General features: G+C 67.1%; 19 protein-coding genes. 7 read left to right on the top strand and 12 right to left on the bottom strand.

Features of this window, described 5'->3' with window-relative positions; genetic code table 11:
• The first annotated feature begins 288 nt into the window (after nt 1-288).
• Together AAHH99_RS05660 and AAHH99_RS05655 are read left to right on the top strand one after the other, a co-directional pair.
• The gene (locus tag AAHH99_RS05660) at nt 289-1,287 is read left to right on the top strand and encodes a GNAT family N-acetyltransferase (protein WP_418767790.1); all 999 of its coding nucleotides are present in this window, start codon (nt 289-291) and stop codon (nt 1,285-1,287) included.
• A complete protein-coding gene (locus AAHH99_RS05655) occupies nt 1,287-2,105 on the top strand; it encodes a shikimate 5-dehydrogenase (protein WP_418767789.1) in 819 nt (272 codons plus the stop codon). The genes AAHH99_RS05660 and AAHH99_RS05655 overlap by 1 nt, the downstream gene beginning before the upstream one ends.
• 1 nt (nt 2,106) lies before the next feature.
• On the opposite strand, the gene AAHH99_RS05650 is transcribed toward AAHH99_RS05655, so the two are convergent.
• Nucleotides 2,107-2,811, bottom strand: a complete 705-nt coding sequence (locus AAHH99_RS05650; RefSeq protein WP_418767788.1) for an LpqN/LpqT family lipoprotein — start codon at nt 2,809-2,811, stop codon at nt 2,107-2,109.
• 187 nt (nt 2,812-2,998) lie between these two features.
• Between AAHH99_RS05650 and AAHH99_RS05645 the strand changes: the two genes are divergently transcribed.
• Nucleotides 2,999-4,774: a PE-PPE domain-containing protein gene (locus AAHH99_RS05645; RefSeq protein WP_418767787.1), complete on the top strand. Its 1,776-nt coding sequence runs from the start codon at nt 2,999-3,001 to the stop codon at nt 4,772-4,774.
• 5 nt (nt 4,775-4,779) lie between these two features.
• Here AAHH99_RS05645 and AAHH99_RS05640 read toward each other — a convergent pair whose 3' ends face one another.
• On the bottom strand, nt 4,780-5,091 hold the full coding sequence (locus tag AAHH99_RS05640; RefSeq protein ID WP_068194682.1) for a hypothetical protein: 312 nt from the start codon (nt 5,089-5,091) through the stop codon (nt 4,780-4,782).
• A gap of 24 nt (nt 5,092-5,115) precedes the next feature.
• Here AAHH99_RS05640 and AAHH99_RS05635 point away from each other — a divergent pair, with 24 nt between their 5' ends.
• Complete coding sequence (locus tag AAHH99_RS05635; RefSeq protein ID WP_418767786.1) at nt 5,116-5,808, top strand: DUF5642 family protein; 693 nt, start codon at nt 5,116-5,118, stop codon at nt 5,806-5,808.
• 29 nt (nt 5,809-5,837) lie between these two features.
• On the top strand, nt 5,838-6,500 hold the full coding sequence (locus AAHH99_RS05630) for a DUF5642 family protein (RefSeq protein ID WP_418767785.1): 663 nt from the start codon (nt 5,838-5,840) through the stop codon (nt 6,498-6,500).
• Here the strand turns inward: AAHH99_RS05630 and AAHH99_RS05625 are convergent.
• Both AAHH99_RS05625 and soxR read right to left on the bottom strand, forming a co-directional pair.
• Entirely contained in the window at nt 6,497-7,093 is a 597-nt protein-coding gene (locus AAHH99_RS05625) for an alpha-ketoglutarate-dependent dioxygenase AlkB (protein ID WP_418767784.1), read from the bottom strand. The two genes, AAHH99_RS05630 and AAHH99_RS05625, sit on opposite strands and share 4 nt — an antisense overlap.
• 33 nt (nt 7,094-7,126) lie before the next feature.
• Entirely contained in the window at nt 7,127-7,561 is a 435-nt protein-coding gene (soxR, locus tag AAHH99_RS05620) for a redox-sensitive transcriptional activator SoxR (RefSeq protein WP_064399538.1), read from the bottom strand.
• Between the two features lie 37 nt (nt 7,562-7,598).
• On the opposite strand from soxR, the gene arcA reads away from it, so the two are divergent.
• Nucleotides 7,599-8,810: an arginine deiminase gene (gene arcA / locus AAHH99_RS05615; protein ID WP_418767877.1), complete on the top strand. Its 1,212-nt coding sequence runs from the start codon at nt 7,599-7,601 to the stop codon at nt 8,808-8,810.
• Nucleotide 8,811: 1 nt separating this feature from the next.
• Here arcA and AAHH99_RS05610 read toward each other — a convergent pair whose 3' ends face one another.
• Both AAHH99_RS05610 and AAHH99_RS05605 read right to left on the bottom strand, forming a co-directional pair.
• The gene (locus AAHH99_RS05610) at nt 8,812-9,636 is read right to left on the bottom strand and encodes a hypothetical protein (RefSeq protein ID WP_418767783.1); all 825 of its coding nucleotides are present in this window, start codon (nt 9,634-9,636) and stop codon (nt 8,812-8,814) included.
• A 145-nt stretch (nt 9,637-9,781) separates the two neighbouring features.
• Nucleotides 9,782-11,323, bottom strand: coding sequence for a dolichyl-phosphate-mannose--protein mannosyltransferase (locus AAHH99_RS05605; RefSeq protein WP_418767782.1), 1,542 nt, complete (start codon nt 11,321-11,323; stop codon nt 9,782-9,784).
• Between the two features lie 23 nt (nt 11,324-11,346).
• On the opposite strand from AAHH99_RS05605, the gene rsmI reads away from it, so the two are divergent.
• Nucleotides 11,347-12,183, top strand: coding sequence for a 16S rRNA (cytidine(1402)-2'-O)-methyltransferase (gene rsmI, locus AAHH99_RS05600; protein ID WP_418767781.1), 837 nt, complete (start codon nt 11,347-11,349; stop codon nt 12,181-12,183).
• On the opposite strand, the gene AAHH99_RS05595 is transcribed toward rsmI, so the two are convergent.
• From AAHH99_RS05595 to gdhA, 6 genes are all read right to left on the bottom strand, one after another.
• On the bottom strand, nt 12,139-13,392 hold the full coding sequence (locus tag AAHH99_RS05595) for an aminodeoxychorismate synthase component I (protein ID WP_418767780.1): 1,254 nt from the start codon (nt 13,390-13,392) through the stop codon (nt 12,139-12,141). The genes rsmI and AAHH99_RS05595 overlap by 45 nt on opposite strands.
• Nucleotides 13,393-13,404: 12 nt before the next feature.
• The gene (locus AAHH99_RS05590; RefSeq protein WP_418767779.1) at nt 13,405-14,307 is read right to left on the bottom strand and encodes an RNA polymerase sigma-70 factor; all 903 of its coding nucleotides are present in this window, start codon (nt 14,305-14,307) and stop codon (nt 13,405-13,407) included.
• Nucleotides 14,304-15,491 carry an NAD(P)/FAD-dependent oxidoreductase gene (locus tag AAHH99_RS05585; RefSeq protein ID WP_418767778.1) on the bottom strand — a complete coding sequence of 396 codons (1,188 nt, stop codon included), beginning with the start codon at nt 15,489-15,491 and terminating at the stop codon, nt 14,304-14,306. The genes AAHH99_RS05590 and AAHH99_RS05585 overlap by 4 nt, the downstream gene beginning before the upstream one ends.
• Before the next feature lie 128 nt (nt 15,492-15,619).
• Nucleotides 15,620-16,525: an RNA polymerase sigma-70 factor gene (locus AAHH99_RS05580; RefSeq protein WP_418767777.1), complete on the bottom strand. Its 906-nt coding sequence runs from the start codon at nt 16,523-16,525 to the stop codon at nt 15,620-15,622.
• Nucleotides 16,522-17,736, bottom strand: coding sequence for an NAD(P)/FAD-dependent oxidoreductase (locus tag AAHH99_RS05575; RefSeq protein WP_418767776.1), 1,215 nt, complete (start codon nt 17,734-17,736; stop codon nt 16,522-16,524). Before AAHH99_RS05575 ends, AAHH99_RS05580 begins: the two co-directional genes overlap by 4 nt.
• A 61-nt stretch (nt 17,737-17,797) precedes the next feature.
• Nucleotides 17,798-19,147, bottom strand: coding sequence for an NADP-specific glutamate dehydrogenase (gene gdhA / locus AAHH99_RS05570; RefSeq protein ID WP_418767775.1), 1,350 nt, complete (start codon nt 19,145-19,147; stop codon nt 17,798-17,800).
• Between the last annotated feature and the right edge of the window lie 4 nt (nt 19,148-19,151).

The raw sequence follows: 19,151 nt of genomic DNA, 5'->3' as shown, positions 1-19,151 counted from the left end.
CGGCGTGGCGCAGAAGAACTCCGCGCAGCCTATGCGGGACGCCCAATATCTGTCTAGGTGTTCAGATGTTGTGCTAACTTGGCGGTTGCGGGCGGCCGCCGAGTACATCGATGCAGCACATCATGTAGCGACTTGTCTTCCGACGGGTGGCGGAGCGCCGCGGCCGACCCGCGCCAACCCCTACGATTTGCTGGTCGATCGATTCGGTGATTGCCGCGCGGCCGGCGCCGTTGACGTGGCCCGCTCGGTACCTTGCTCGTGGCGACGAGCAGCCCGTAGCCTCGTGAGGTGGCCGGCCTGACCGGCGTTCGCGCCGACGAACTCACTGCGCTGGAAATCTTTCGTGGCTATCGGGCCGAGGATCTCGTGCCGCTCGCGGCCCAGCTGACGCCTCTGAAAGCCGCCTCCGGCCAGGTGCTCATGCACCAGGGCGAACTCGCGTTGTCCTTCTTGTTGATCGGCTCCGGCGCTGCCGAGGTCACGCACGTCGGCGACGACGGTCACGACACCGTCGCGCGGCTGACGCCGGGCATGATCGTCGGCGAGATCGCGTTGCTGCGGGACACCACCCGCACCGCGACGGTGATCGCCACCGAACCGGTGCGCGGTTGGGTCGGGGGGCGCGAGGCGTTCGCGATCCTGCTCGAGATCCCCGGCATGCTCGACCGGCTGCTGAGCACTGCCCGACAACGCCTCGCCGCATACGTCAGCCCCGTATTGGTCCGGATGCGCGACGGGACGGAGTTGTTCTTGCGGCCGGTGCTGCCGGGCGACAATGAGCGGACGTCCAAAGGTCCGGTCGAATTCTCCAGCGAGACGCTGTACCGGCGTTTCCAATCGATGCTCGTTCCGAGCAGGTCGTTGATGCGCTACCTGTTCGAGGTCGACTACGAACACCACTTCGTGTGGGTGATGACCGACGGTCCCGACGGATCGGTGGTCGCAGACGCGCGGCTCGTTCGCGACGAAGCGGATCCGGCCGTCGCCGAGGTCGCCTTCATCGTCGCGGATGCATACCAGAACAAAGGTATCGGATCGTTTCTCATGGGAGCGCTCGCGATCGCCGCGAAAGGCCTTGGTGTCAAACATTTCACCGCACGCGTGCTCACCGACAACTATCCCATGCGTACGATCCTCACCCGTCACGGCGCACACTGGCAGCGAGACGACATCGGGGTGGTCACCACGACCATCGACGTGCCGCGCCCGACCGATCCGCCGTTCTCGGCGGACCTGACCAAGCAGATCCGCGATATGGCCACTCAGGTCGTGCGGGCGGTCGGCTGATGCGCGTTCCGCTGTCCAAGGACACCAGGCTGTGCATCTCGTTGGCGGGTCGGCCGAGCAACATCGGCACCCGGTTCCACAACTACCTGTACGACCTGCTCGGCCTCGACTTCATCTACAAGGCTTTCACCACGACGGATATCGCCGCGGCGATCGGGGGAGTGCGGGCGTTGGGCATCCGCGGGTGTTCGGTGTCGATGCCGTTCAAGCAGGATGTGCTGGAGCTGGTCGACGGCATCGAGCAGTCGGCTCGCTCCATTGGCGCCGTCAACACGATCGTCAACGACGACGGTCGGCTCACCGCGTCGAACACCGATTACCTTGCAGTGCAGGGGCTCATCGCTGAACACGGGTTGCAGCCGTCGCAGTCCGTGCTCGTGTACGGCAGCGGCGGGATGGCCAGTGCGGTCGGGACCGCGTTCCGCGACGCCGGATTCGACCGCGGCACCATAGTGGCCAGGAATCCCGAGACCGGCCGTTGGCTCGCCGACCGGCTCGGCTACGACTACCTCGCCGATGTCGGTGCGCGCACCGCGGACGTACTGGTCAACGTCACCCCTGTGGGGATGGCCGGTGGTCCCGAGGCCAACGGGACGGCGTTCGGCGAAAAGGCCATCGTCAACGCGCACACCGTCTTCGATGTCGTCGCGATGCCGTCGGAGACACCGCTCATCAAGACCGCGCGCGAGGCGGGCGTCGGCGTGATCACCGGCGCTGAGGTGATCGCGCTGCAGGCCGCCGAGCAGTTCGAGCGTTACACCGGGGTTCGGCCGACGCCCGATCAGGTGATGGCCGCGTCGGCGGTCTCGCGCTCCTGAGTCAGGGCGTGATCTTGGTCTGTTCGTCGATGACCGACGTCGCGTCCATCAGGGCCATCATCTGGTCCTCGCGACCGTCGGCGTTGAGTTGCAGGACATACAGTCCGTCTTGGCCGGGGATCACGACGGTCTTCTGGGCGATTGCCCGCAGGACACCGTCTTTGGTGTACGTGCCGCCGATCTGCACCGCATCGAAATCGGAGAGCGTGGACGGTGAGCCTTCCTGTGCGCCTTCGTATCCGGGTAGGTTCATGATCTCGCCGGGCGCGAACTCGAGGATCTTAGCCGGGTCGACGTTGCCGGTCAGTTTCGACACCAGCGCGATGATGGTCGGGGGGTCTTGTGCCATGGCCGGGTCATCGGAAACTATTGCGGCATAAGCCCATTGGGGCTTGCGTGGTCCGGCGTCACTCCACCCGGGCGGAATCGGCAGTTCGATGGTCGGCGAAGCGGGGTCGCCGCGCTGGACCGGGGTCTCCGTGATGTCGTTCTCGCGGATGTAGTCGACGATCGTGTAATTGGCGCCCTGGGCCTGCGGTGACGGGGGAGGTGCGGGCGAGGCACTGGTTTCCGAGGTGGTGGTTTCCTCTGAGGTCGTCGTCTCGGACGTCGCCTCACCCTCGGTATCCGAGCTGCAGCCGGCAAGGCCAAGGCCGAGTGCCACTGCCGCGACCGCGATGACGCCGGCCCTCGTAGACGTGCCCATTTGCTCCTCCATCGGTCTGGTCTGCGCCGTAGCCTACGGCCGCCATTCGGCGTTTGCAGTAGAAAACGCGCGTAACAGCGGTTACACATGTCTTGCCGTTCGGAACAATATTTTGCTACGGCGTTCCGACATGGTTAGCTGTGAGACGTTTCTGCGTGACAGCGGCGATGGGGGAGAGGGAGACGCGATGCGGGGTCGGAGTGCTCGACTGAAGACAACATTGCGTTCGCTGGGGGCGATGGTTCTGGCGGTGGTCGCAGCGATCGCCGTGGCGGTGGCGTGGACGACCGCGACCGCGGTTCAACTGGCGGCGAGCGCGTTGATCATGGGCGGTACGGAACACCCGTTGACCTCGCCACCCGATAACCCCGCGTACATCAGCGACTACTTGAGAAACGCGGTCAACGGGTTCATCAACGCAGCGTCGGGCACGGAAACGACCAGTCCCGACGTCCCGCCCATCGACGAGGTCGACGGCGACGTCTACGCGGTCGTCTACCCCGCGGCGTTCTTCCCGGTGTTCGGCAGCAAGACCTTCGACGCTTCGGTCACCGAAGGTGTGGAGAGCCTGGAGGGGTGTGTTCGCGGGAACTCGGACTGCGTCTACAACGAAGACGCGAGTTACGAATTCGACTCTGAAGAGCCAACGGCCGCGGCCCCGTCCGCGTATGAGGATTACGTCATTCTCGGCTATTCGCAGAGTGCGGTGGTGGCTTCGCTGGTCAAGAGGGAACTGATTGCTGATCCGAGAGATCCGGAGGATCCTGAGGGCGCGGCGCCCGAGACCTCGTTCTTCTTGCTGGCCAATCCGATGCGTCCCAACGGCGGCATCCTTGCGCGCGGCCCGGAAGGTCTCACGATCCCGATCATCGGCATCACCTTCTACGGCGCAACACCCACGGACAGCTGCGATCAGGGGCCCTGTATGCCGACGGTCGACGCCGCAGCCCAGTACGACCTTCTCGGAGGCGACGCACCCGCCAGCCTCACCAACGTGTTGGCCATCGCCAACTCACTGGCCAGTTATTACTACCTGCACGGCGATCTTCAGAACGAAAACTTCGACGATGCCGTCTACCAAGGCTCTTACGGCGACACCGACTACTACCTGTATCCGGCCGAACGGCTGCCGATCCTGATGCCGTTCGAAGCATTTGTGCCGTCTCCGGTCCTGACGGCGCTGGATGCACCGCTTCGGGTGCTGATCGAGGGAGCCTATGCCCGCGACGTGAACCCGGGTGTCGCGACGAAGGTCGGCTTGCTGCCGTTCCGGAACCCGATCACCACGGCGATCAATCTGGTGAAGTCCATTCCGACGGGCCTCGACGACGCGATCGAGGAGGTCTCCGGGGACCGCCCGCTGGGCACCGAGGAGACCACCAGCCCCTTCGGTGTCGGCGGACCCGAATTGCCCACGCACCCAGCAGAAGACAGCACTACGACGACGGTCGAAGACAACGCCGTGACGAGGATGTCGTGGGCGCACGCAGGAGACGCTGACCGTAGCGAACAGACCGTCGTCACCGACGGCCCAGCGTCCGTCGCCGGTGACGCCGGACCCTCGAGTGACCAACTCGGCCAGCCTCCGGTGGAAGCCGCGACGATTCAGGTCGTCGAGAACTCGACGCCGTCGGGCGACGAAGGTGCGACGACGAACCTCCGCGAGCAAGTGGTGGTCGAGGAGGGCGTCGACAGTACGGGCGCCGGGACGCCCGGAAACGGCGCCGTCACCGGCAAGACGCCAGGGTTGGGGTTCAAGCCTGCGCTTCCCAAGCTGCCGAAGTTGCCGAAGCTGCGCGGACCTATCTCGTTCGACAAACCGTTTCGGCTGGGCCCCTCGCCGGCGAGTCGACCGGATCGCAACGAGGCCAGCTCGACCGAGACGGGTTCGGAGCCCAAGGACAGCACGCCTGCCGGCGGTGAGACAGGCGGCGAGTCCGACGCAGAGGGCGCCGCTGCCTGACGCACTCAGCGGGAGCAGTTGAGCGAGACGGTGATTGACCTGCTCACCACGACCGTGATGAACTCGCGGTCTTCACCCTTGCCGACCGCGAACGTCTGGGTGACTTCCTGTGGGTTGCGCACGCTGGTGACGATGCACTCGTTGATCGGGCCACTGCCGACCCGGTCGATGACGACGTCGTAGCCTTGGTCCTCCAACTCGGCGATCGTGCGCGGCGCGTCACCCGGTTGCACCGGTTGTGCGGCGGCAACACCCGCGGTGACCAGAATGGCGCCCGCCGCCGCTGCTGTTGCTGCCACACTCCGAAGAGCACCCATGACAGCCTCCAATCATGAGGGTCGATGTCCCCACTTGTTGATCGCCGAAGGGCCGCCGATCGTTGCGTCGTCGCTGCGGCCGCGGTGCTGATGATCTGCGTGAGCGCGTGCGGAACCGATCCCGGTTCGTCTCTTTCCGACCAGTCGTCGTCCGAGGAGCCCGCGGAGATCAACCCGGCGAGAATCGATCGGGCGCGCAGTGTGCTGCCGGCCGGATACGAGGTGACCGACCTCGTCGGCCCCGTCGGCCCGATCACCGCGTGGGGATACGGTGCGCAATGGACCACCGCCCCCGAACGGTGTGCCGCGCTGGGCGACCCTGCCGCGGGCGCAACGCGCAGCGACGGCTGGTCGGCGTCGGGGCCCGGTGGCATCGTGTACGCCGTCGTCGCTGCCGCGCCGGGGGAGCTCGACCCGGCGGTGATCGACGAGTGCGGGCGCTGGACCATTTCGGGCGGACGCACCACCGGGACCGTCACCCTCGAACCCGCCCCACCCGCCGACGGGGCCTCGACCATCGCGATGGCGACGTCGAGCGCAACCGTCGTCGAAGGCGGCACTGAAACGCTGTCGCACGCCCAGACCGTCACGGCCTACCTGGGTGACCATGTCGCCTTCGTCGCCGTCGTCACCGACCCCGGTTCGCCCAATCCCCAACTCGGTTCGGATTTCGCCGCCCACCTGTTGACCGAAACGGTGTCCGCGTTACGGGGCTGAGCCGTCGTTGCCCGGTACATTGTGCGGCGATGTCGAAGAGGGCGATGGTCGCGGTGGCGTGTGCCGCTGCGCTCACCGCATGTGCGAACGCAGAACCGAGCGACGACCTGTCGCGCGCCGACATCGGGCGCGTCAAGGATGTGCGGACCAGCTTCGGCCCCGGCTTCAAGGTCACCGACGTCGGCCCGACCGGTATCGACTCGCGGTTGTTGGCACGCCAGGAACTGCCCAAGGGCGTGAAGTTCGAGCCAGCCGACTGTGCGTCGTTCGCCAACCAGCAGATGGTGCCGGCGGGCGCCAAGGGCAATATGGCGGCGACGACGGCTGAAGGCGATGGCAACCGGTTCATCACGATCGCCGTCGAGACGTCCGAAACGGCGTCGGTCAATGCGCCGGCCGAGAACTGTCGCAAGGTCGGGTTCGCGGGTGGTGCGATGCGCGGGCTGGTCGAGGTCGTCGAGGCGCCCCAGATCGAGGGTGCACAGACGCTGGGAACTCACCGCGTGGTGCAGACGACAGTGGACGGTAAGCCTCGCACCGGCGAGCTCTACAACTACCTCGCCAGCTTCGGACCGTTCCTGGTGATCGTCACCGCGAACCCGTTGGTGCTGCCAGACAAACCCGTCGCGAAGGTCGACACGCAGCGCGCTCGCGACCTGCTGGTCGCGGCGGTGAACGCGGTCAGGGCCTAGCGCACGTCGTGCGGACGGAATTGGATGCTGATCCGGACGCCCACGGGGCGCGTCGTCTTGGGGATGGCGTGCTCCCACGTGCGCTGACACGTCCCGCCCATCACGAGCAGGTCGCCATGCGCATGCTGCAGCCGTAGCGACTTGCCCCCGCCACGTGGCCGCAGCGCGAACGTTCTGGTCGCGCCGAGTCCGATGATCGCGACCATGGTGTCCTCGGTGTTGCTGCGACCGACGGTGTCGCCGTGCCAGGCGACGCTGTCGTTGCCGTCGCGGTACAGGCACAGCCCCGCGGTGGTGAACGGCTCGCCGAGTTCACCCGCGTAGGCGTCGTTGAGGCGACGACGGAGTTGTTTGAGGCGTGGATGCGGCGGCGGGTCATCGACCAGGTTGTGGAAGCTGACCAGGCGCGGAACGTCGACGACGCGGTCGTACATCGGTCGGCGCTCCGCGCGCCACGGGACGACCTCGGACAGCTCGGTGAACAGCGAGTCGGCATCCTCCAACCACCCGGATCGAAAGTCGATCCAGGCCCCGTTGCCGAGATGGCGGCGTTCGGCGTGCTCGAACAGCGAGCTCTGCAGAGCCAGCTCCATGGCCGCGATTCTATCGCACAAGCGTTCGATGCGTCAGAGCCGCACCGCGCCAGGTCCTTGTTCGGCGAGGACGTCTCCGGGGTTGGTCAACGCGCACGTCTTCAGGCTCAGGCAGCCACAGCCGATACAGCCGGTCAGATTGTCGCGCAGGCGTTGCAGGTGCAGGATGCGGTCGTCGAGGTCTTGGCGCCAGCCCGCCGACAGCCTGGCCCAGTCCTTACTCGTCGGCACCCTGTCGTCGGGCAGGGTGGCCAGTGCTTCTCGTATGCGGGACAAGGGGATTCCGAGCCGCTGTGACATCCGGATGAACGCGACACGGCGCAAGGTCTCTCGGGCATAGCGGCGCTGGTTGCCCGAGGTGCGTCTGCTGTGGATGAGGCCTTCGCGCTCGTAGAAGTGCAGTGCCGAAACCGCAACACCGCTGCGAGCGGACATCTCGCCGGGAGTCAGCTCGTGAATCAACTCCATAACATCAACCATAGTTGAGGTGGGGTTGCGGGTTACGGTGCTAGATGTGACGTTGGGCTGCGACTCTGAGGTGGGTCGGCTGACTGCGGCCATCCTGCACCGGCCCGGCGCCGAGTTGCAGCGGTTGACGCCGCGCAACAACGATGCGCTGTTGTTCGACGGGCTGCCCTGGGTGGCCAGGGCTCAGGCCGAACACGACGCGTTCGCCGCTTTGTTGGTCGAGCGGGGCGTCGAGGTGATGCTCCTCGCCGATCTGCTGACCGAGGCGTTGTCGCACAGTGGTGCGGCGCGGATGCACGGGATCGCTGCGGCGGTCGATCCACGACGGCTGGGTCTGCCGCTGGCGCAGGAACTTTCGTCGTATCTCCGCGCGCTGGAGCCCGCACCGCTGGCCCATGTGCTGATGGCGGGTATGACGTTCAATGAGTTGCCGCTCTCGGGTGCGGAGCTGTCGCTGGTGCGGCGGATGCATCACGGGGGTGACTTCGTCATCGATCCGCTGCCGAATCTGTTGTTCACTCGCGATTCGTCGTTCTGGATTGGCCCGAGAGTGGCGATCACCTCGCTGGCGCTACCGGCGCGGGTGCGCGAGACCTCGTTGACCGATGTGATTTACGCGCATCACCCGCGATTCCTCGGTGTTCGACGGGCCTACGAATCGCGGTCGGCGCCGGTCGAGGGAGGAGATGTGCTGCTGCTCGCGCCTGGCGTGGTGGCGGTCGGTGTGGGGGAGCGGACCACACCGGCGGGTGCGGAAGCGTTGGCGCGCAGCCTATTCGACGACGACCTGGCCCACACGGTGCTCGCGGTGCCGATCGCGCAGTCGCGAGCGCAGATGCACCTCGACACGGTGTGCACGATGGTGGACGTCGACGCGGTGGTGATGTATCCGCCGGTCGTGGACTCGTTGTCGGCGTTCACGATTCATCGTGACGGGAACGGCGGAGTGCGCATCGACGACGAGGTGCCGTTCGTCGACGCCGCCGCGACGGCGATGGGTATCGACCGGTTACGCGTCATCGCTACGGGGTTGGACCCGGTGACGGCCGAGCGTGAGCAGTGGGACGACGGCAACAACACGCTGGCCCTCGCGCCGGGTGTGGTGGTCGCCTACGAGCGCAACGTCGAAACCAATGCGCGGTTGGCGGATGCGGGCATCGAGGTGCTGCCGATCCAGGCCTCTGAACTGGGCACCGGCCGCGGCGGCCCGCGGTGTATGTCGTGCCCGGCCGGCCGCGACCCGCTCTGAGCTAAGCACGCGCCAGTTGCGGCCACCTCCACACCGGATATCCACGCTCGACTACCGCCATCCGGACGAGCACCGCGGTCGCCTTCGCATTGGCGTTGAGCGCATCGATGACTTCCCACCCCATTTGTGCCGCTGCGACTGAGCGATCGACACCGAACGCGACTCCGACCTTCGGTGCGGCGTAACCCATTGCGATTCGCAGACTGTCGTCACCGTCGGTGATCGTGAAATCTGTTCTCGGTGGTGGAAGACCCGCAGCTCTGATGGCCAGCCGAACCGCGGTCTCTTGTGGTGACTGCGATCCGCCGTCCATGAGTGCCAACGCATCTCGCGAAGAGCTCAGTCGTCGAGTGTCGCGATAGCGCTCGAACAGCGGTTCTACGTCCGAGGTCGCTACGCCTGTCGCGCGGGCCAGTGCATCGAGGAAGGTCACGGATCGGTTCTGGGGGAAATGTCGTCCGAGGTCGAGTGCGGTCCGCTCGACGGTGGCCACGGACATACCGGCGATCTGGGTGATCTCGTCGGCCTCGATACCTTCGTTACGCACCGTGATGCCCCGTGGCGATCGGCTTCTGCGCCCGATCAACTCGACATCTTTTCCTCTGTCGTCGACACGCGCACCATGCAGGGCCGCCGCGGCGACGCCCGTGATCACGGCTCGCCCTTTCGACCAGAGGTGGACTCCGAGCGTCCGCTGTGCCAACTGCGGTGCTGCGGCCTTGCTGACGTACACGTCCGGGAACATGGCGCGGTAGTTCCACCGCAGCTGTCCACGGGTCAGCTTGCCGCTCGCCAGTGCGGTGCTGCCGACGAAGACGTCCTCCATGCCGTCATGGTGTCCGGTAGGACCGACAGGTCGCGGTCCTAGCGTCGAGTTTGCACACAGGGTTGTGGTCGGCGATCAACAGCCCTCAGTGCAGTCTCGTTGCTAGGGCGAGAACAGGAGGCGTCCGGCCAGCGCGCAGCGACGGCTAACGCCAGGACGGCAGCCAGATCTGCATGTTCCAGGTGTTCTGCGATATCGGGATGCCGGTCAGGATCGGGTACATCCATGCGAAGTTCGTCAGCACGAGTGCGATATAACAACTCACCGCGATCAGCCCGAGCGTTCGGCGTTCGGCGTTCTGGTTCGGCTTGTGCAAGATGTCGCCGAGAATCAGCGCGATCATCATCACCAGGAACGGCGCCATCGTCGCGGCGTAAAAGAAGTACATCTGACGGTCGATACCGGCGAACCACGGCAGGAAGCCCGCGCTGTAGCCCACCAGCGCGACGCCATAACGCCAGTCGCGCTTGACGAATGCCCGCCACACCGCCCAGCCCAGCACCGGTACCGCCAGGAACCACATCGCGGGCGTGCCGACCAGCATCACGGCCTTCACACACGACTGCGCCCCGCACCCGGGCACGTCCTGGTTGTCGATCGCATAGAGCACCGGGCGCAACGACATCGGCCACGTCCACGGCTTCGATTCCCACGGGTGATGGTTTCCGTCGGCGTTGGTCAAGCCGGAGTGAAACCGGTACGCGGCATGCGTGTAGTGCCACAGCGAGCGCAACGCGTCGGGAATCGGCAACACGCTGTCCTGGCCGATCGACTGCCCGACTTCATGGCGGTTGATGGCCGTCTCCGAGGCGAACCACGGCGTGTACGACGCGAGGTACACACCGAACGGGATGAGCACCAGCGCGTACAGCGACGGCCCCAGATCGCGACGGAATGCGCCCAGCCACGGTCGCGGGACGCGGTACTGACGCCGCGCGAGAATGTCGAAGACCATGGTCATGACGCCGAAGAACGCGATGAAGTACACGCCCGACCACTTTGTGGCGCAGGCCAATCCGAGCAGAACCCCCGCGCCGAACCGCCACCACCGGACCCCGAGCCTCGGCCCCCACACCGTCTCGCCGATGCGGCCCTCCAACAGCGCGATATGCATGCGCTCGCGCACCTGGTCCCGGTCGACGATGAGGCACCCGAACGCGGCCACCACGAACGTAACCAGGAACCCGTCGAGCAGCGCGGTCCGCGATGCGACGAAGCTGACCCCGTCGGCGATCACCAGCAGCCCCGCGATGCCACCCACCAACGTCGAACGGCTGATGCGTCGCGTGATCCGCGCGACCAGGATCACGACGATCACGCCGCACACGGCGCCGGAGAACCGCCAGCCCAGCCCGTTGTATCCGAACAGCGCCTCGCCGATCGCGATCAACTGCTTCCCGAGCGGCGGGTGCACCACCAGGCCGTAGCCCGGGTTGTCCTCGACGCCGTGGTTGTGCAGCATCTGCCAGGCCTGCGGCGCGTAGTGCTTCTCGTCGAAGACCGGCGTGCCGGCGTCGGTCGGCGATCCGAGATTGAGGAACCGCGTCACAGCGGCCAGCGCGGCGATGACGGCGGTCATCACCCAGCCCTGCAGCCGGTCGACCGGGCCGAAATCCGCGGCGGGCACCTGCGGCGCGGGGCTGATGACCGGGACCGCGCGCGGCGCTTTGGTGGCGGGGGCGGTCACGAGAGCGATCGTAGGCTGTCGGCATGAGCCCCGGACGACTGCTCATCGGCGCCACGCCGCTGGGCCAGCCCTCCGACGCCTCGGCGCGGCTGGTCGGCGCGCTGGGCAGCGCCGACGTCATCGCAGCCGAGGACACCCGCCGGGTCCGCACGCTGGCCCAGTCGCTGGAGGTGAAGCTGACCGCGAAGGTGGTCAGCCTCTACGACCAGAACGAGGCGTCGCGGATCGCGGGCCTGCTGGACGGGATCCGGGCGGGCGCGACGGTGCTGATGGTCAGCGACGCCGGGATGCCGTTGATCAGCGACCCCGGCTATCGCCTGGTGACGGCGTGCATCGAGGCAGGGCTCCCGGTCACGTGCCTGCCGGGCCCATCGGCGGTGACGACGGCGCTGGCGGTCTCGGGGCTACCGGCCGAGAGGTTCTGCTTCGAGGGGTTCGCGCCCCGCAAGCAGACCGCCCGCAAGACGTGGCTGACGACGTTGGCCACCGAGCAGCGCACCTGTGTGTTCTTCGAGTCGCCCCGCCGGCTGGCCGGCACGCTCGCCGACGCGGTCGAGGTGCTCGGGCCGGACCGGCGCGCGGTGGTGTGCCGGGAGCTGACAAAGACGCACGAGGAGATCGTCCGGGGCCGGCTGGACGAGCTCGCCGACTGGGCCCTCGACGGGGTGCTCGGCGAGATCACCGTCGTGCTGGCCGGCGCCGTCCCGAAAGCGGACCTCGAGAGCCTGGTGGCCGCGGTCCGCAAGTTGGTCGACGACGGCGCACGGGTCAAGGACGCCTGCGCCGACGTGGTCGCGGCGAACCCGGGCTCGCCGTCACGGCGTGAGCTCTACGACGCGGTACTGCGGTCGCGTACCTGAGGTGATGATCGGTGCCGCCTTGTGCAGGCACTCCTCCCACTCGCGGTCCGGATCCGAGTCCGCGGTGATACCGCCGCCGACACCCAGCACGGCATTCCCCGACGCGTCGAACTCCACCGTCCGGATCGCCACGTTGAGTTCGCACCCCGCCACCGGAGACGCCAGCCCGACTGTGCCGCAATAGATTCCCCGCCTGACCGGTTCCCACTCCTCGAGCAGCTGACGTGCCCGCGCCTTCGGTGTCCCGGTCACCGACGCCGGTGGGAACGTCGCCTCGAGCACCGTCGACATCGGCACGTCGACCGGCACGCGTGCGGACACCGTCGACACCAGATGCCACACGCCGGGCGCCGGCTCCACCACCAACAGTTCGGGCACGTTGACGCTGCCGACATCGGCGACGCGGCCCAGGTCGTTGCGCACGAGGTCGACGATCATGATGTTCTCGGCGACATCCTTGACCGAGGAGCGCAGCGCGTCCGGATCGGCCGAACGCGGCAGTGTGCCCTTGATCGGGCTCGATGCGATGTGCTCACCGCGCCTGCGCAGGAACAGCTCCGGCGACAACGACGCCACCGCCCCCCAGCTCCCCGCGATGTACGCGGCACGCGCGGGTGACGTGCGGTGCACGGCGTCGGCGAAGAAGTCGAGTGGTGAGCCCTCGACTCGGCCGCGGAACTGCGTGCATACGCACGCCTGGTAGACCTCCCCGGCGGCGATCGCGTCGAGGCAGTCCAGCATCCCCCGGCGGTGCGCACCGCGATCGGCTTCACCCCAGTCGACGTGCGCCGGCCGCGGCTCGACCGGCACCCGCAGCGCCTCGGCCACCCAGTCCGGAAGCATTGCGTCAGAAAGGCTTTCGAACCACCACTGCCCATCACCGCCCTGGCGCAGCACGCAGTCGGACCAGCCGCCAGCGGCCTCGGGGATCCGTGGGCCGAAACCGTCGGCCGCCGCATCCGGATACGACAGAAAGCCGAACCAGCCGCCCCCGACCGCCTCCCCATGGCCCGATGCGCAGGGAACGTCGAAGACACGCGACGCGTCGACCGGCGCGACATCGAGCGTCGGCGCGATGACCGCGCCCGAACCGAACCACTCGCCGATCACGGCGGCAGGCGGCGCCAGCCCGTGATCGGCCGCGGCATATCCGACGGCGCGCAGAACCGCTTGGGCACTGCCGAGGTCGCCGAGCAGGTCGATCCGCACCGGCTCAGCTTGTCAGATGCTCCGCGTGACTTCCCGCGGGATCTCCACCCCGGTCAACTTGTCGGGGTTGCGCATCACGTAGAAGTGCGAGATCCGGCCGTCGGTGATCTCGAAGTTTATGAGCCCCTCGAAGTGGTCGCCCAGGTAGAGCTTGAGCGCGGGCGCATTGTTGTACATCGCCGCTTCCACCCGGCCGGCCTCGCCGGCGACCCGCACCAGCCCGATGAGGACCTTGGCGACCTTGTCGGCGCCGACCACCGGTCGCCTCGCCGCGCTGACCTTGCCTGCGGAGTCGGCGGTCCACTGGACGTCATCGGTCAGCATCTCGAGCAGCGCATCGACATCACCGGAGGACGCGGCCGCGAAGAACCGCTCCGTGATCTCCATGGACACCTTGGGATCGACGGGCTCGAACCGCTTCCGCCGCGACTGCACGTGTTCGCGGGCCCGGTGCGCCATCTGCCGCACGGCGGCAGCCGACTTGCCGACAGCCTCGGCGATCTCGTCATGTCCGAAACCGAACACCTCGCGCAACACGAACACCGCGCGCTCGTCCGGGCTCAGGGTCTCCAATACGACCAGCATCGCCATCGAGACCGACTCGGCGAGAACGACATCCGACGACGGGTCATGTGCGTCGAGCAGCAGCGGTTCGGGCAGCCACGGGCCGACGTACTCCTCGCGCCGCCGCGACTGTGCCCGCAGCGCGTTGAGTGACTGGCGGGTGACGAGCTGGGCGAGGTAGGCCTTGGTGTCGTGCACCTTGGCGAGGTCCACCTCGGCCCAGCGCAGGTAACTCTCCTGCAGCACGTCGTCGGCTTCGGTTGCGCTGCCGGTGATCTCGTAAGCGATCGTGAACAGTAGCGGGCGCAGCACCGTGAACCGTTCGGCGTGTTCGTCACCCGTGTCGCTCATCGGATCGCCGGCTTTTCGCTCTGTGCCGACACCACCACGTGCTCGCGATGCGGGTTCGTCTTCCAGGTGTAGGAGCCCGGCTTGTCGGCCTCGCCGCGGATCCACTTCAGCGTCAAGCGGCACACCTGCTCTTTGACCAGGGCACCGGTGCGGCCACCGATGTACCAGCGACGTGGGGTGTCGTCGACGTCGGCGAACTGGAACGTGCCTGCCTTGCGGCCCAGGCTGATGCACTGCCCGGCCATCGCGTGGTTCACCGCAGCCGGGTCCTGTCCGGCGAGCCGCGCCAGCACCGTGTTCGCGGCTTGCGCGCCGAGCGGGAGGGCGGCCTGGCAGCTCATGCGCCACGGCACGTCCGACGGTGACGCCGCATCCCCGGCACCCACGATGCGCACGTCGTCGACGCTGGTCAGTGTTTCGTCGGTGAGGAGCCGACCGAGCTCGTCGGTGGCCAGGCCGCTGGCGGCGGCCAGACCCGGCACGCCGAATCCGGCGGTCCACACCGTCACCGCGCTCGGCACCTCGCGCCCGTCGGCCACCACCACCCGGTCGGCCTTGACCTCCGCGACGGCGCTGCCCTCGACGACGACGACGTCCAACTTGGCCAATCGCTTGGCCACCGATCGGCGTCCGCTGGCCGCCAATGAAGGCCCAAGCACGTCGGTCACCAGCGTGACGGGGCGTCCGGCCTCGGCCAGCTCGGCCGCGGTCTCGATCCCGGTCAACCCGCCGCCGACCACGACAACTGGCGCCGACTGCGGAACATCGGCCATCCGCGCTGTCAGCCGCTGCGCCTGCTCCAATTCACTGATCGGGTAGGCGAATTCGGCGGCTCCCGGTACCGCCGCCGGAATGGTGCCCGTGCTGCCGACGGCGTACACCAGATAGTCGTACGGCAACGACCCGCCCGAGTTCAGCGTGACGGTGCGGGCGGCCGTGTCGATCCGGTGGGCTCCGTCGACCACGATCCGCACGGCGGGCGACAGCACGGCCGAGTAGTCGGCGACGGCGTCGTCGTTGCCGGTGACCAACTGGTGCAGGCGGATCCGCTCGACGAATTCGGCGCGCGGGTTCACCAGCGTTACGCGGGCGTGCGGGGCGAGCCGATTGGCGGCCATCACGCCGGCGTAGCCGCCACCGATTACAACTACGGCGGCAGCGACTCTGCTGTTGTGTTCGGTCATGTTGATCTCCTCGGGTCATCCGGCCTGCCGTGATCCGCCGGGGGTGGCGGTTCGGCTCAGAGCCGGTCTGACCTCGAGACACCGGGCATCTCCGCAGTGTGACATCTCGAAGGCGAATGTGGCACAGGTCACTGCCGGCTGATGCTGCGGGGGGTCGTGATGCCCACCAGCTTGTCCGGGTTGCGCATCGCGTACAGGTTCGTGATCTTGTCCTCGATCACCTCGAACACGAACAATCCCTCGAGGTGGTCGCCGGTGTAGACGACGACGGCGGGCGCACTGTTGTAGACGGCCGTCTCGAAACGGATCTCCGGTGTCTCCTTGGCCACCTCGAACAGCCGCGCCATGAGCGCGGCCACCCGGCGGGCGCCGACGACGGGCCTGCGGATGGCGGTGGCCTTGCCGCCGTGGTCCGCGGTCCAGGTGACGCCGGGCGACAACAGCGACATCAGTCCCTCGATGTCACCGGTGGCCGCCGCGGCCAGGAACTGTTCGGTGATCTGTTCGGTTCGCTGCTGGTCCACCGGGCCGAAGCGGTTGCGCCGCGCGTGGACGTGTTCACGGGCGCGGTGCGCCATCTGGCGCACGGCCGACGCGGATCTGCCCACCGCCCCCGCGATCTCGTCGTACTCGAAACCGAACACCTCACGCAGCACGAACACCGCGCGCTCGTCGGGGGTCAGCGTCTCGAGCAGCACCAGCATCGCCATCGAGACCGATTCGGCCAACACGACATCAGAGGACGCGTCGCGTGACTCGAGTAGCAGCGGCTCCGGTAGCCACGGACCGACGTACTCCTCGCGACGACGCGACCTGGTGCGCAGCGCGTTGAGCGCCTCGCGGGTCACCAACTGCGCCAGATACGACTTCGTGTCGCGCACGGTGCTCAGATCGACGTCGGCCCAGCGGAGATAGCTGTCCTGCAGCACATCGTCGGATTCGGTTGTGCTGCCCAGGATCTCGTAGGCGATCGTGAACAACAGCGGCCGCAGAACGGTGAACCGCTCGGCATGGTCTCCCGGTGTGGTGGTCACCTCTTCGTGACCACCTTCGCAACGGGAGCCGGCTGCTGGGGACGGGGGCCGCCCTTGAGCCAGAACGTCCAGGCCGGCTTGCGGGCCGAGCGGCGCATCGCCCATATGGTGCCCTTGCAGACCGCCTCTTTGAACCTGGCGACGGCCCGCCCCGCGAGGTAGACGTCCACCGTGGTGTCGTCCTTGCGGGTGAACTGCAGCGTCGCGGTGCGGCGCCCCAGGCTGATGCAGGACCCGGCGTACGCGTACTCGAATGCGGCGGGCGTGGTCCCCGCGATGCGGCTCAGCACGGTGTTCGCCGCCTGCGGAGCGAGTTGCGTTGCCGTGGCACAGCACATCCGCAGCGGCTGATCTGACGGAGCCGCACAGTCACCGGCCGCGACGATACGCGCGTCGTCCACGCTCGTCAGGCTCTCGTCGGTAATGAGGCGACCGATCTCGTCGGTACGCAGTCCGCTCGCTGTCGCCAGTTCAGGAACACCGAACCCGGCGGTCCAGACGGTGATTGCGCTCGGTCGCACCGCTCCGTCGGCGAAAACCACCGCGTCAGCACGTACCTCGGTGACCACGTCGGCCTCCATGACCGTCACGCCGAGCTTGGCAAGCGCCTTGGCGGTGGAGCGTCGGCCAGGTTCGGACAGCGACGGTCCCAGGCGCCCGCCGCAGACCAGCGTCACGTTGCGGCCCTGCTCGGCGAGTTCTGAAGCGGTCTCGATGCCCGTCAGGCCTGCCCCCACGACGGTGACCGGTGCTGTGGGATGCAACTGCTCCAGCGCGGCACGCAGCCGCTGCGCCTGCTCGAATTCTGCTATCGGGTAAGCGAACTCGGCCGCACCGGGGATGGTTTGCGGCACCGTGCCGGTGCTGCCGACGGCGTAGATGACGTAGTCGTAGTCGAGCTCGCGCCCGGACGCCAGGCGCACGGTGCGCGCGGCGGTGTCGATGCGCGTCGCGGTGTCGACGACGAGCCGGATGCCTTCGCCGAGCAGCGTGCCGTAGTCGACTCCGGCGTCGTAACCGGCGGCGACGAGCTGGTGGAGCCGAATCCGTTCGACGAACTTCGGCCTGGGGTTGACCACCGTGACTTCGACGTCGTCGCGCGTCCGCAGGTGGTTGGCCGCCAGGATTCCGGAGTAGCCGCCGCCGAGGACGACGACGCGGGTGTGGGCGGAGGAATGGATTTTGTCTGTGCGTGCGATGAAATCAGTCATGCCCTCTAGACACCGGCGAAGCGCGGGGCGTGACAGTTTGTGACGCGCGTCACATACGTTGTCAGACCAGACCCAGTGCCAGCATCGCGTCTGCGACCCGGATGAACCCCGCGATGTTCGCGCCGGCTACGTAGTTGCCGGGCTGGCCGTACTCCTCGGCTGTGACCAGGCAGCGGTTGTGGATTCGGCGCATGATCTGCTCTAGGCGCTGTTCGGTTTCGACGAACGTCCACGAGTCCCGCGAGGCGTTCTGTTGCATCTCTAACGCACTGGTGGCGACGCCACCGGCGTTGGCCGCCTTGCCCGGTGCGAACGTCACACCCGCGTTGGCGAAGTGCTTGAGCGCGGTTGGCGAGCACGGCATGTTCGCGCCTTCGGCGACGACGCGGCACCCGTTCTCGATCAGTGCCAGCGCTTCGTCGCCGTTGATCTCGTTCTGCGTGGCGCACGGCATCGCGATCTCACACGGAACATCCCACACGTTGCGGTCGGCGACGAACTCCGCTGTGCCGCCCCGCATCTCGACGTAGTCGGCGATCCGGCCGCGGCGCACCTCCTTGATCTCCTTGAGAATGTCGAGGTCGATGCCCTTCTCGTCGACGACGTAGCCGCTCGAATCCGAACACGCGACCACGGTGCCGCCCAGTTCCTGGATCTTCTCGATCGCATAGATCGCCACATTGCCCGAACCGGACACCACGGCGCGCTTGCCCTCGAACGTGTCGTTGTTGGCCTTGAGGATCTCGTTGACGAAGAAGACCGTCCCGTACCCCGTGGCCTCGGTGCGGACTTGGGATCCACCCCACGTCAGTCCCTTGCCCGTGAGGGTGCCCGACTCGTAGCGGTTGGTGATCCGCTTGTATTGCCCGAACAGGTAACCGATTTCGCGCGTGCCCACGCCGGCGTCACCGGCGGGTACGTCGGTGTACTCACCGAGGTGGCGGTACAACTCGGTCATGAACGACTGACAGAACCGCATGATCTCGCTGTCGGAGCGGCCCTTGGGGTCGAAGTCGGCGCCGCCCTTGCCGCCGCCGATCGGCATGCCGGTCAGCGAGTTCTTGAAAATCTGTTCGAAGCCCAGGAATTTGACGATTCCGAGGTAGACCGACGGATGGAACCGCAGGCCGCCCTTGAACGGCCCCAGCGCGGAGTTGAACTCGACGCGAAAGCCGCGGTTGATCTGCACGGTGCCGCGGTCGTCCACCCAGGGCACCCGGAAGATGATCTGGCGTTCGGGTTCGCACAGCCGCCGGATGACCTCGGAGTCGACGTATTCGGGGTGCTTCTCCACCACCGGTCCGAGGCTGTTGAGGACCTCATAGACGGATTGATGGAATTCGGTCTCGCCTGCGTTGCGTTTGGCGACCTCTTCGTAGAGGTCGTGCAGTTTCTCGTGTAGTCCGTTCACTTTT

This window comes from Mycobacterium neumannii (assembly GCF_048452905.1).
GTDB classification, from domain to species: Bacteria; Actinomycetota; Actinomycetes; order Mycobacteriales; family Mycobacteriaceae; genus Mycobacterium; species Mycobacterium neumannii_B.
Note: the sequence above shows the minus strand (reverse complement) of the source record. Positions and strands in the feature narration are given on the sequence as shown.

What these genes read in the sequence shown, in the direction of transcription:
- AAHH99_RS05655 (WP_418767789.1), top strand. Translation starts at nt 1,287, where the DNA reads ATGCGCGTTCCGCTGTCCAAGGACACCAGGCTGTGCATCTCGTTGGCG.
- AAHH99_RS05650 (WP_418767788.1), bottom strand. Translation starts at nt 2,811, where the DNA reads ATGGGCACGTCTACGAGGGCCGGCGTCATCGCGGTCGCGGCAGTGGCA.
- AAHH99_RS05645 (WP_418767787.1), top strand. Translation starts at nt 2,999, where the DNA reads ATGCGGGGTCGGAGTGCTCGACTGAAGACAACATTGCGTTCGCTGGGG.
- AAHH99_RS05640 (WP_068194682.1), bottom strand. Translation starts at nt 5,091, where the DNA reads ATGGGTGCTCTTCGGAGTGTGGCAGCAACAGCAGCGGCGGCGGGCGCC.
- AAHH99_RS05635 (WP_418767786.1), top strand. Translation starts at nt 5,116, where the DNA reads ATGTCCCCACTTGTTGATCGCCGAAGGGCCGCCGATCGTTGCGTCGTC.
- AAHH99_RS05630 (WP_418767785.1), top strand. Translation starts at nt 5,838, where the DNA reads ATGTCGAAGAGGGCGATGGTCGCGGTGGCGTGTGCCGCTGCGCTCACC.
- AAHH99_RS05625 (WP_418767784.1), bottom strand. Translation starts at nt 7,093, where the DNA reads ATGGAGCTGGCTCTGCAGAGCTCGCTGTTCGAGCACGCCGAACGCCGC.
- soxR (WP_064399538.1), bottom strand. Translation starts at nt 7,561, where the DNA reads ATGGAGTTGATTCACGAGCTGACTCCCGGCGAGATGTCCGCTCGCAGC.
- AAHH99_RS05610 (WP_418767783.1), bottom strand. Translation starts at nt 9,636, where the DNA reads ATGGAGGACGTCTTCGTCGGCAGCACCGCACTGGCGAGCGGCAAGCTG.
- rsmI (WP_418767781.1), top strand. Translation starts at nt 11,347, where the DNA reads ATGAGCCCCGGACGACTGCTCATCGGCGCCACGCCGCTGGGCCAGCCC.
- AAHH99_RS05590 (WP_418767779.1), bottom strand. Translation starts at nt 14,307, where the DNA reads ATGAGCGACACGGGTGACGAACACGCCGAACGGTTCACGGTGCTGCGC.
- AAHH99_RS05585 (WP_418767778.1), bottom strand. Translation starts at nt 15,491, where the DNA reads ATGACCGAACACAACAGCAGAGTCGCTGCCGCCGTAGTTGTAATCGGT.
- AAHH99_RS05575 (WP_418767776.1), bottom strand. Translation starts at nt 17,736, where the DNA reads ATGACTGATTTCATCGCACGCACAGACAAAATCCATTCCTCCGCCCAC.